This is a genomic window from Lactiplantibacillus paraplantarum (genome assembly GCF_003641145.1).
GTDB classification, from domain to species: domain Bacteria; phylum Bacillota; class Bacilli; order Lactobacillales; family Lactobacillaceae; genus Lactiplantibacillus; species Lactiplantibacillus paraplantarum.
On the sequence record NZ_CP032747.1, the window covers coordinates 1 to 12,686 of the forward strand.

At 41.2% G+C, this 12,686-nt stretch carries 9 protein-coding genes and 2 pseudogenes; 9 read left to right on the plus strand and 2 right to left on the minus strand.

Features of this window, described 5'->3' with window-relative positions:
- Positions 1–1,065 precede the first annotated feature (1,065 nt).
- From LP667_RS15975 to LP667_RS16830, 3 genes and pseudogenes are all read left to right on the plus strand, one after another.
- Positions 1,066–1,407, plus strand: a pseudogene (locus tag LP667_RS15975) (replication initiator protein A); the annotation flags it as partial.
- Between the two features lie 259 nt (positions 1,408–1,666).
- Positions 1,667–1,948 (plus strand): type II toxin-antitoxin system RelB/DinJ family antitoxin, encoded by a 282-nt coding sequence (locus tag LP667_RS15980; RefSeq protein ID WP_010014534.1) that lies wholly within the window; start codon positions 1,667–1,669, stop codon positions 1,946–1,948.
- Positions 1,938–2,444, plus strand: a complete 507-nt coding sequence (locus LP667_RS16830) for a hypothetical protein (protein WP_063494341.1) — start codon at positions 1,938–1,940, stop codon at positions 2,442–2,444. The genes LP667_RS15980 and LP667_RS16830 overlap by 11 nt, the downstream gene beginning before the upstream one ends.
- Here the strand turns inward: LP667_RS16830 and LP667_RS15990 are convergent.
- Both LP667_RS15990 and LP667_RS15995 read right to left on the minus strand, forming a co-directional pair.
- On the minus strand, positions 2,434–2,712 hold the full coding sequence (locus LP667_RS15990; protein WP_121018963.1) for a hypothetical protein: 279 nt from the start codon (positions 2,710–2,712) through the stop codon (positions 2,434–2,436). The genes LP667_RS16830 and LP667_RS15990 overlap by 11 nt on opposite strands.
- Before the next feature lie 19 nt (positions 2,713–2,731).
- Entirely contained in the window at positions 2,732–2,941 is a 210-nt protein-coding gene (locus LP667_RS15995; RefSeq protein WP_056988817.1) for a hypothetical protein, read from the minus strand.
- Positions 2,942–3,211: 270 nt separating this feature from the next.
- Between LP667_RS15995 and mobQ the strand changes: the two genes are divergently transcribed.
- The 6 genes and pseudogenes from mobQ to LP667_RS16025 all read left to right on the plus strand — a co-directional run bounded on the left by mobQ (position 3,212) and on the right by LP667_RS16025 (position 12,660).
- On the plus strand, positions 3,212–5,275 hold the full coding sequence (gene mobQ, locus LP667_RS16000; RefSeq protein WP_121018964.1) for a MobQ family relaxase: 2,064 nt from the start codon (positions 3,212–3,214) through the stop codon (positions 5,273–5,275).
- Positions 5,276–5,417: 142 nt separating this feature from the next.
- Positions 5,418–6,383, plus strand: a complete 966-nt coding sequence (locus LP667_RS16005) for an IS30 family transposase (RefSeq protein WP_026017090.1) — start codon at positions 5,418–5,420, stop codon at positions 6,381–6,383.
- A gap of 325 nt (positions 6,384–6,708) precedes the next feature.
- Positions 6,709–8,055 (plus strand): SLC45 family MFS transporter, encoded by a 1,347-nt coding sequence (locus LP667_RS16010; RefSeq protein ID WP_056988616.1) that lies wholly within the window; start codon positions 6,709–6,711, stop codon positions 8,053–8,055.
- Complete coding sequence (locus tag LP667_RS16015) at positions 8,055–9,821, plus strand: glycoside hydrolase family 13 protein (RefSeq protein WP_017261402.1); 1,767 nt, start codon at positions 8,055–8,057, stop codon at positions 9,819–9,821. Before LP667_RS16010 ends, LP667_RS16015 begins: the two co-directional genes overlap by 1 nt.
- Before the next feature lie 28 nt (positions 9,822–9,849).
- Positions 9,850–10,386 (plus strand): annotated as a pseudogene (locus LP667_RS16020) (MFS transporter); the annotation flags it as partial.
- A 15-nt stretch (positions 10,387–10,401) separates the two neighbouring features.
- Complete coding sequence (locus LP667_RS16025; protein ID WP_017261404.1) at positions 10,402–12,660, plus strand: glycoside hydrolase family 65 protein; 2,259 nt, start codon at positions 10,402–10,404, stop codon at positions 12,658–12,660.
- Positions 12,661–12,686 lie beyond the last annotated feature (26 nt).

Below are 12,686 nucleotides of genomic sequence, written 5' to 3' on the forward strand. Positions count from 1 at the left end.
GGCCGGTGCGATTTTTAAAGCCCTAGGGGACAAGCTGGGGTCTAAATCCAAGGGGACACGTTTGCCAGTGCGACTTCAATAAGTCTGGCTATACCACAACAAGGTCATCTGTACGGCTGGGTGGTGAATGGTGAGCGCGACCATTAACGGCGCGGGTGGTAAAACGAAGCTTCGGCTTGGTGCCACTGATTAGTTGGCGATCGAACAAAAATAAATACGTATTGCCAACGCCTACTAGGGCGTTTTTTAGTAGGTTAAACCGAAAACGTAGGTTTATAATGAGTGGTGGTAGCAATACCGCAATTGTACAGACAAGCGACGGGCGTTAACGACCGACGAACTAAAGGGAAACTTTTAGTAGTAGAATTGTACTCTGGTTCAGTTATTCCAAATAGCTGATTCCAGGGAACAATTCTGCGCTCAAAACGTCACTCCCTCTAAACTGAATGGAAAACCGTAACCCGTCAAGTCAAATTCCAAAGAAAAAAAGAAAGTTGGTGGAATTGTTGGAATGTAAGGATTACATTGTTCCATTGAATCCAGATGTGATCGTTAAGAAGACAATCTATCGGAGTTCTGCAAGAATTACTGATCGACAAAGGAACCAAGTGAAGAGAGTTTTGCGTAGTCAAGGGTATCAGGGAAGAATTAGTAGTATTCGATACACTCGGGTAAATTACAAGTATTCATTTAAAGTATCAGTGAAGTATCGGGGAAGTGTTGGCAAATTTTTGGTTAATACAAAGAATGAGACAGTTGAATTTAAGGGAATGGTCTAGGAGTAATACCAGTAAATTTCACAAACTTCCTTTCCTCAATTAAAGCCAATCTGCGACCTATACCACTTCCTTTTTGGACAAGCTCACAATCAAAAAAGAACGGAATGTTGTTCCCTCGGTAATGAATCAGGTTACTTGGGATAAGCCGCCTTATGTGAAGTAGAAATTGGTATACTAAAAAAGGCTCCCGGTTTAACACTGGAGGCCTTTTTTCTAGGTTACATATTTTGAGGATGAATGTTTTTATCTTCGTAGCTTTTACTTGGGTGCTGTAACATGATGAATACTGCTTAGTTTTTGGTGCCGTACCCCGCAACAGATGCGTCGCTTCGTTGGTATTATCTTAAATGCTAAGTACCGAGTTGAGAAGGATCATCAGGACATTGGCGTTCTAATTCCACTAGACGACGAAGAACTAAAACCTTTGATGACTAAAGCCTTGAGACGCTACTTTAACGTCCTGAGAAGTAATGAGAAGCACATTAAAAACGTTGAGAACTACTTATATGGCACCATGCAAAATCTATTTGGCGTTTGGTGGAATAAACAAGCGGCTAGAGAATATGCGGCCAAACACCCCGAAAAAGAAAAGCCGGCCGACAACGACAACAGTGGGTTGTACTACTAGTCATAAAAGACTTCAAAATACTTTCTAAGCGGTTTTAAGACTTACTCACCTCTTTATACTTAAGCTAGATTTAAATGGCTTAAACAGAGGAATAGGGGCTTTTAAATAAGTGTCAGAGCTAACCAGGCTAACCAGCTCAAAAGTTCAGCCTTTAGATCAACGCCAAGCTCAAGTGATTTGAGGCCAGGGCTTTATCTATTGATAGGGTACTCAAAAGGTAGTATAATGGTAGTAGTAAAAGAAAGGAGATGAGACAATCATGGCAGTTAAGGAAAAGAAACGGGTCCAAGTCAAGATTGATAAAGATTTGGCCGATGATACCGAAGCAGTTTTAAGCGAATTGGGCTTAAATCCAACCACGGCCATTAACATGTTTTACAAGCGGATTGTTGCTAATGGTGCTTTACCTTTTAATGCGTCTTTAAGCGAAGAAGAAAAAGCTAATTTACGCTTTTTAAAGGCGACCGAAGGGACACCAGTTACCGAGTTCAAAGACGCTAAAGAGGTCGCTGATTGGCTCAACGATCCAGATGAGGACTAATGACTTAGTCAGCCTATACGTTAGTTTTGTAGAAACTAACGGTGGCAAGTCTCGGCCAGTTTTAATTCGTCGGGTATCAGAACAGACGGTCGAGGCTTTTAAAATTACTAGTCAGTATGAAAAGAAGTCGGCTTATATCAAGCAACAATATTATCCGATTCAAGATTGGCAATCCGCTGGGTTGAAGAAACCTTCCTGGATCGATCTTGGTAATATTTATCGCTTTCCCAAAGCCGGTTTAAACTTTAAAGAAATCGGTCATTTAAGTAAGCTAGATCAAAATAAAATTTCAGATTTTACACTTGACCTAAAATCAAAAAGAAGAGGTAAGGGTCAAAAGATAATTCAACAGCGATCAAGTAAAAGGAAGCACAAAGAAAGTAAAGCAGAGCTTACACAAAGAATTCAAAAACAGTTAAAAGACTTTGCTAAACACAATCCAGAAATTAAGCCAAAAAACAATCCTGAAAATAAAAACGATCGGCCTAGTTATTAGGTTGATCGTTTTTGAATTTATTCGGCTTATGGGCATTAACATAACCGGCAAATGTTTTTAAAAGCTCTTCGGTTTGTTCAACCGAGAGATTATCAGCTTGAAAGTATTTTTCGAGCAAAGCCCCTTTTTGAATTAATCGGCGAGAACGGGCTTTGCGGGCTTGCCGATTTTCATAGTATTTAGATTGCCGCAATTGAAAATCTTCCCGCTCAATTTTTTGCTTTAAACGTGCTTGTTGCTCAACTAGTTTTTCATATTGATTAGGCATAGTCATTACCACCTAACTATTATTGGTTATTTTGATCTTGATTTAAAAAAACGGCAATTTTTTTAGCAATCATTTTAATTTGTGTAGTGGTCAGTGTTGCATAATCTAAGTTGGCCGATTTAATGATTTGCTTACCGAGGCTTTGTTCAATTTTATTTTTTTCATCTTTGATCTTTTGATTAATCTGTTTTAATTTAGATTCTTGTTTTTCTAAGTTACTTTGAGACATAATGATCCCTCCAATCGTATTAAAAATAATCACCGAAACTATATCATACAGAGAACGTTAGGTCAAAGGATAAAAGTTGAAATAGCGAAGCGGAAGGCATACACTAAGTTAAAGTTAAGAGAATCAGCAGACCGAGTGAAACGAGGTCAATGCGCACTTACACCCCACTAAATTATTGTGGGGTAAATCGTGATAAAATCCTGTATTAGAAGTCGCCGATGGCGACAACAAAGTCAAAATCCATAGAATCAAAGGGAGGCGGTGACTGACATGGCAATCTTTCATATGAGTTTTAGTAATATTAGTGCTGGTAAAGGACGCAGCGCCATTGCCAGTGCCGCTTATCGAAGTGGTGAAAAATTATTTGATGATAAGGAAGGTCGCCACTATTTCTATGCCCGGTCTGTCATGCCAGAGAGTTTTATTTTAACTCCTAAAAATGCGCCATCATGGGCGAGTGATCGAGAACAATTATGGAATGAGGTCGAAAGAAAAGATCGACGAGCAAATTCGCGGTACGCGAAAGAGTTTAATGTAGCTTTACCAGTTGAACTAATCGAAGATGAACAGAAAGAATTATTGACAAAATATGTTCAAGAAAATTTTGTTAATGAGGGCATGGTAGCCGATGTGGCAATTCATCGCGATCACCCAGATAATCCGCATGCCCATGTGATGTTAACTAACCGGCCATTTAACCCAGATGGAACATGGGGAATTAAGAGCAAAAAGCAATATATTTTAGATAAGAATGGCAATAAAACATATACCAGAACTAGCAAGTACCCTAAGAGTAGAAAGATACTGATGGTCAATTGGGATAAGAAAGAAAAAATAATTGAATGGCGTCATAATTGGGCAGTTAGTGTCAATCAGGTTTTAGAGCAAAAAAATATTCCCGATCGGATCAGTGAAAAATCATTTACTGAGCAGGGAATAGATGATAAACCAACTCAACATGAGGGAATCAATAGCAAGCGGCATGAAAGAAAAGAATTTAACCAACAAGTAAAGAACTATCGCAAGGCCAAAGCCAGTTATAAAAACAATCAAGAAAAAGTAATCAATAGAGGTCATTTAGATAGTCTAAGCAAACATTTATCGTTTAATGAAAAACGGGTGGTCAATGAGTTAAGTCATGAACTGAAAACTTATATCAGTTTAGAGAGCTTAGATGATAAACGGCGCATGCTATTTAATTGGAAAAATAGCACCTTAATTAAACATGCAGTTGGTGAAGATGTGACTAAAGAATTATTGACAATTAACCAACAAGAAAGCTCATTAAAAAAGGCAGATGAACTCTTAAACAAAGTGGTCGATCGTACCACGAAAAAACTTTATCCAGAGCTTAATTTTGAACAGACCACGCAAGCTGAAAGACGAGAATTAATTAAGGAAACCGATAGCGAACAAACAGTTTTCAAGGGTAGTGAATTAAACGAACGTTTAATGAACATTCGTGATGATTTGTTGACCCAACAATTATTGACCTTTACCAAACGGCCATACGTTGGCTGGAAGTTATTAATGCAACAAGAAAAGGAAGTCAAAATCGAACTGAAATATACGCTGATGATTCATGACGATAACTTAGAAAGTCTAGAACACGTCGATCAAGGGTTACTAGAGAAATATTCACCAACCGAACAGCAAAAGATTACTCGCGCAGTCAAAGATCTACGGGCAATCATGGCCGTTAAGCAAGTCATTAAAACGCAATACCATGAAGTATTGAAAAGGGCCTTTCCCAAAGGTGATTTAGATGGATTGCCATTGATTAAACAGGAACAAGCCTATACAGCCGTGATGTACTATGATCCTGTTTTAAAGCCATTTCAGGCCGAAACGATTGAACAGTGGCAAGCAAATCCACCACAGGTGTTCAGTCCCCAAGAACATCAACAAGGACTAGCTTATTTATCGGGACAGCTTAGCTTAGATCAGTTAGAGAATCATCACTTACAACGGGTTTTAAAGCATGACGGCACTAAACAACTCTTTTTGGGTGAATGTAAAGTCGATCCAACGATTAAGAACAGTCAGATCGAGAAAATCCAAAAACAGTTAAAAGGGCAACAAGCCAAGGACGACCAGTACAGAAAAGCAAATATCGGACGTTATCAACCACTGAACTACAAGCCAGTTAGTCCAGATTATTACTTAAAGACGGCCTTTAGTAACGCAATCATGACCGCCCTATATGCCCGTGATGAAGATTACCAACGGCAAAAACAGGCGCAAGGTTTAAAGGAGACTGAGTGGGAAATGACGAAAAAGCAACGGCAACACCAAACTCGAAACCGGCATGAAGATGGGGGCATGCACTTGTAATCAAAAAATTAGCGACTGGTTAATTGGTATGAATGGTAGCCCATAATGTATTTTATATTGCCCGGTTTGTAAAATTAAGTTAGAAATTTAAAAAGCCATTTGTGATAGACTTTTGAGTGTCAAAATCAAAAGTCTATCACAAATGACCTATACTCATCTTACTATAGACGAACTTGCCACAATTTATTCTTTTTGGAAACTCGGTAAAAAGGCTTATCTAGTGGCCCCAGCGCTCCATCGGAGTGCTGAAACTGTGTATCGTATTTATCGGTTTCTTGACGCTGGCGGTACGATTATTGATTACCAATGCCACTATCGAAAGCATAAACAACATTGTGGGCGTAAACCAATTCAACTACGCCCTGATGAACTGGCCTATATTCAAGCCAAAACTCAAGCTGGTTGGCAACCAGATACCATTATTAATCGCCAAGAACGAGCTTTCAGCTGTGGGGTTCGAACCCTTTACCGCCTTTTCAAACGCGGTGTTTTGGGGTTGTCGACCAAAGATTTACCGATGCACGGCAAACGGCACCCTAATGGTTACATTGAACGCCGTGGGAAAGCGGGTCAATTGGGCAGGGATTTAAAGAATCGTTATCAGGACTATCCTAATTTTAATCAAGAATTCGGCCATTTAGAAGGTGACACGGTTCAAGGTAAAAACCATCAGGGTGCGGTAACCACGCTGGTTGAACGACAAACTAAGGTCGCAATTGTGCTGAATTCGCATACCAAGTCGGCACACGATGTCAACCGTAGTTTAGCAGGATGGCTTTCGAAGCTGCCACGACACCTATTTAAGTCAATTACGTTTGACCATGGTAAGGAGTTCGCCGGTTGGCGAACCATTGCTAACCAATTTGATTTAAATATTTACTTTGCCGCTGTCGGAGCACCCAATCAACGTGGTTTAAATGAGAACACCAATGGTCTGCTGCGTAAAGATGGTTTACGTCACAATCTTATTATGGACCAGCTATCAGATGGATTTGTTCAAGCAGTTGCCAGTCGACGAAACCACATCCCACGAAAAAGTTTGGGTTACCAGACACCTCTGGAAGCATTCATCAGTCAGATTACAGATGAACAGTTAAAAAATTTCTAACTTAATTTGACAATTCGGGTTAGGTTAAGCTGATATATTTCTTTTTAAAAAGATTTACTATGATTTATTACTAGTTGTTCATCAATCGACAAAATTTTTGCAAGCGTTTACAAAAGTGTGCAAACGCTTGCAAAAATGTGCAAGCGTTTGCGAAAATGAAAAATAATGCTATTATTTTAATTGCATTTCAATAAATTCACTAGTAATTATTCAATGTGCAAACGCCTGCAAAAATGCGCAAGCGCTTGCAAAGATGAAAAATAATGCTATTATTTTAATTGCATTTCAATAAATTCACTAGTAATTATTCATGGAGGTCTTTTGTATGGACAAAGAAAAAGGAAAGAAGATGCTACCAACATTAGCCTTTTCGACTTTAATGCTGATGACATTTGGTAACTTAGGAACTTCGATGGCATTTGCTTTACAAAGCTCAAATATGGGTCGTATTTTTCAGACCCTCGGTTCAGACCCTACTAAATTAGGATACTTTTTCATCTTACCGCCACTTGCAGGGATGATCGTTCAACCACTTGTTGGTTATTTTTCTGATCGGACTTGGATTCCTAAAATTGGACGACGGCTCCCATACTTAATTATTGGGACAATTGTTGCAGTTGTTGTGATGTGTTTACTGCCCAACTCTGGTTCATTTGGTTTCAAGACGGATACCGCCCTGTGGTTCGGTGCAATCTCCATTTTATTCATGGATCTTTCCTCTAACATGTCTATGCAACCATTCAAGATGATGATTTCTGATATGGTTAATGATGAACAAAAGGATACCGCTTGGTCTTGGCAGACTATCTGGGGTAACATTGGCTCCGTTGCTGCCAATTTGTTTCCCTTTTTCTTAACCTGGATTGGTGTCACTAACGTTGCGGCCAAGGGCGAATTGCCTGATTCAGTTAAATTTTCATTCTACCTCGGTACTTTAATTCTTGTTGTTTCATCTTTCTTCACCATTTGGAAGGTTGATGAATATGATCCTGAAACCTATGCTAAGTATCATGGTTTAAGTGAAGAAGATCACATTAGTGAAAACTTCTTTACCATTGTAAAGAATGCACCAAAAGTCTTCTGGACGTTAGGACTTGTTGAATTCTTTGCTTGGACTGCCTTCCAATACCTGTGGACCTATGGAACAGGGACGGTTGCAAAGAATATCTGGCATACAACTAACGCTGCCAGTGCTGCTTATCAGGCCGCTGGTAACTGGTTTGGTGTTTTATCAGCAATCGAAGTTGTCGTCGCTATCATTTGGGGCTTAGTTTTGACAAAGTTGAATGATAAGCTCCGTAAGCCAGCCTACTCATTTGGAATGTTAGTTGGTGCTCTCGGTTTCTGGGGCTTGTCAGTTGCTCCTACACGGTTCTTATCTGTTATTGCTTTTATTGGTATTGGGATTTCCTGGGTAACAATTAACTCAATCCCATTTACTATTTTGACTAATGCCCTTGATGGTAAGCATGATGGTACTTACATGGGCCTGTTCAATTGCTGGATTTGTTTTCCACAAATCGTTGCTTCGATTGCCTCGTTTGCTCTTTTCCCGTTATTAGGCAATGATATTCCACACATGTTAACTATGGCTGGTGTTCTTTGCTTTATCGGTATCTTTGCGGTTTACGTTGTTAAGGAAACCTCTGTTGAAAAAGGAGATATTGATTAATGAATTATGCAGCAATTTATCACCGACCCGAAAGTGAAATGGCGTTCTTATATGATGCCAAAACGATGCGTATTCGCTTACGAACAGCAAAGGATGATGTAGAGAAAGTAGAACTTCTTCACGGTGATCCCTATAGTTTACGGAGCCTTGCTGGAATTAGGCCGCCGTTTTATACTCAACCAACAGCGATGAAGAAAATCTTGAGTGATGATCTATTTGATTACTGGCAAATTGCTGTTACAGAACCCAAGAAACGGTTAGCATACGCCTTTACAATCATAGGAGTAGATGGTACGCATATTATTTATACTGATCGTGGTTTCATTGATCCTGATGATAAGAAACAGTTGGAGGACATGAATACTTACTTCCGAATGCCCTTCTTCCAAGAAATTGATGCCTTTTATGCTCCTGAGTGGGTCAAGAAAACAATTTGGTATCAGATTTTTCCTGAAAGATTTGCTAACGGTGATAAGACAAACGATCCTGCTAGTACAAAAGCATGGGATCCAGATACTAGGCCTGGACGGCAAGACTTTTACGGTGGTGACCTTCAAGGAGTACTTGACCACCTCGATCATCTACAGAAGCTAGGAGTTAATGGAATTTACTTTAATCCGCTATTTAAGGCACCGTCAAATCATAAATACGATACGGAAGACTATTACCAAATTGATCCTCATTTTGGTGATGCTAGGCTTTTCAAAAAAGTCGTTAGGGAGGCTCATAAAAGAGGAATCCGGGTGATGCTTGATGCAGTCTTTAACCACATTGGCGATAAGTCGCCGCAGTGGCAAGATGTCCTCAAAAACGGTAAGGATTCAAGGTACAGTGGCTGGTTTCACATAAATAAGTTTCCAGCTACTTATACCCAGACGGATAATTTTGAGTTTACACCAGATGCAACATATGACACGTTTGACTATACGCCTCATATGCCAAAATTGAATACAGCTAGTCAAGAAGTTCAAGACTACCTGTTAGGAATTGCAAAGTATTGGGTAGAGAATTTTGATATCGATGCTTGGCGATTAGATGTTGCAAATGAGATTGACCACCACTTCTGGCGGCGGTTCCACCAAGAAATGGTTGCCCTGAAACCGGATTTTTATATTCTTGGTGAGATTTGGCACACTTCACAGGCTTGGCTTAATGGGGATGAATTTAGTGGGGTTATGAATTACAGCTATACTACGGCGATTTTGCACCACTTCATTAATCATGAACTGAGCAGTAATCAGATGATTGAACAGTTGAGCACGCAACTGATGAAGTATCGTGATCAAACTAATCAGATGATGTTTAATGTTCTTGATTCACACGATACAGCACGGATAATGACTCTAGCCCATAATAATGTTGACCTAGTTCAACAGACCTTTGCATTTACTTTTCTGCAGCCTGGTGTCCCATCCATTTATTATGGAACCGAATACGGAATGACTGGTGAAAATGATCCTGACTGTCGTAAACCGATGAACTGGCACCCCGATGGTAAGGCAAAGCAAATTTTTGCCTTCTTCCAGCAGTTAAACGAGTTACGTCGCCAAAACTGGCAATTACTTTCTGAGGGGGAATTAAGCTTACAGGTACTTAAAAACGGCTTGATTGAGGTTCGACGACAGTTTAATGGCCGTGAACTGGTTGGACTGTTTAATACAAGCAATCAAACTGTTACAATTGATGGTAACGGACAAGAAGTCCTCAGTCAAAATTATGAGGGTCGACAGCTTACTCAGGATGGTTTCTTAATTTATCGGAAATAAAACTAGAGGCTGAGAAGAAACTTTGTTTTTTCTCAGCCTCTGGACCTACTCAGCCGGCGCGATTGCCAGCAACGTTTAGAACACTACCAATGCCGCTTCTTCAGGCTATCAAGCTGCCGGTAACTGGTACGGTGTCTTAGCTGCCGTTCAATCAATCGCTGCGGTTATCTGGTCATATGTCTTGGCTAAAATGCCAAACAACCACCACAAGTTGGGCTACTCAATTAGTTTGGCCCTTGGTGCAGTTGGATTTATCTCCGTATTCTTCATTCACACTCAATACATTTTGATTCTGTCATTTATCTTAGTTGGAATGGCTTGGGCATCGATGAACACCTACCCATTAACCATGGTTACCAACACCTTGTCTGGTGAACATATGGGGACTTATCTTGGCCTGTTCAACGGTTCAATCTGTCTGCCACAAATTGTTGCCTCACTTGCCAGCTTCGGCTTATTCCCATTATTGGGTAACGCACAGCCTAACATGTTCCTGTTAGCTGGGATCATCATGGCCCTTGGTGCAGCCTCAGTTGGATTCATTAAAGAAACTGATAAAGCTTAGAAAGGATGTTAACTTATGAAAAGAACTTTTGAAGTCGCTCCTTGGAATATTGTGACCCACGACTTTAACCCGGAAGACAAACGACTCCAGGAATCCATGACCAGCTTGGGAAATGGATACATGGGGATGCGTGGCTTCTTCGAAGAAGACTACAGCGATGACACCCTCAACGGGATTTACCTCGGTGGTGTCTGGTATCCGGACAAGACCCGGGTTGGCTGGTGGAAGAACGGTTATCCCGATTACTTCGGCAAGGTTGTCAACGCCGTTAATTTCATTAAAATGCACGTTAAGATTAATGGCGAAGTCATTGACCTAGCGAAAGACCAGTTCAGCGATTTCGAGCTCAACCTTGATATGAAAAAGGCTTTGTTAACCCGCTCATTTACGGTAACCAAGGGTGATGACAAAGTAGCTGTCAAATTTGAACGTTTCTTGAGCGTTGCCCAGCAGGAACTGTCCGTTCAGCGGGTGACTGTCCAAAACGTTGGCTCAAATAAAGTGGACCTCGTGATTGATTCTGCAATCGACGGCGACGTTAAGAACGAGGATGCCAACTACGACGAACGTTTCTGGGAAGTTCTCTCAACTGAGCAGGGAACTGATTCGGGCAACGTCTTAGCCGAAACGACCCCTAATCCATTTGGGACGCCACGGTTTACTTCGGGAATGGAAATGCGCAATGTCACTGACTTGACTGCTGAAAAAGTAGCTCAACCCAGTGAAAAAGAAGTGGTCAACGAATTCTTCGGTGTCTTGGCACCCAACGAATCCGCTCAACTTGAAAAGCGCGTGATCGTTGTGACCTCACGGGATTACGACACTCAAGCCGCTTTAACCGATGCCATGCATCGATTAAGTGACCAAGTTGCCGGCCAATCATACGATGATTTGCTGACGGCTCACGAGCAAGTTTGGGCCGACCGCTGGAACAAATCCGACATTGTCATTGATGGGGATACCGAAGCCCAGCAAGGAATTCGGTTCAACTTATTCCAGCTGTTCTCAACCTACTATGGTGAAGATTCACGTTTGAACATCGGCCCGAAAGGCTTCACTGGCGAGAAGTACGGTGGTGCAACCTACTGGGATACCGAGGCCTTCGCAGTGCCCGTCTACTTGGGCATTACCGATCCTAAGGTAACCCGCAACCTCTTGATGTATCGTTACAAGCAGTTGGACGGTGCGTACCATAACGCCAAACAGCAGGGACTCAAGGGTGCCCTGTTCCCAATGGTCACTTTTGACGGAATCGAGTGTCATAATGAATGGGAAATTACTTTTGAGGAAATTCACCGAAATGGCGATATTGCTTTTGCCATTTACAATTACACCCGTTACACTGGCGACACTTCGTATGTTCTAAACGAAGGTTCAAAAGTCTTGACCGAAATTTCCCGTTTCTGGGCAGACCGGGTTCACTACAGCCAGCGAAACAAGAATTACATGATTCATGGCGTGACTGGCCCTGATGAGTATGAAAACAACGTTGATAATAACTGGTATACCAACATTCTGGCCCAGTGGACGTTGAAATACACGCTTCAGATTATTAAGGAAGTTTCACCCGAACAAGCTAAGAAGCTGAATGTTAGTGAAGATGAAAAGAAGCATTGGCAAGACATTGTCGACAACATGTATCTGCCATATGACAAAGATCTCAACATCTTCGTTCAACACGATGGCTTCCTCGATAAAGATCTCAAGCCGGTATCAGAAATTCCTGCAGATCAATTACCATTGAACCAGAACTGGTCATGGGACAAGATTTTGCGCTCCCCTTACATTAAGCAGGGGGATGTACTGCAGGGTATCTGGGACTTCATTGATGACTTTACACCGGAACAGAAGAAATCCAACTTTGATTTCTATGAGCAATACACCGTGCATGAGTCAAGCTTGTCACCTGCCATTTACTCCGTGTTGGCTGCTGACCTTCACTATGAAGAAAAAGCCGTTGAACTTTATGAACGAACAGCACGACTTGATCTGGACAACTACAACAACGATACTGTTGATGGCCTGCACATTACGGCGATGACCGGCGGCTGGATTGCGGTGGTTCAAGGATTCGCTGGGATGCGGGTTCGCGACGGCAAGTTGCATTACGCACCATTCCTGCCGAAGAAATGGTCACACTATTCATTTAGACAAGTCTTCCGTGATCGTTTAATTGAAGTCGACGTTGATCAGGATGGTTCCCACTTCAAGTTAATTGATGGCGAACCAATTACGATTGATGTTGCCGGTAAGCCTGTTGAATTGAGTAAGTAATAAGCATGATGATGAGCGAGGAATCG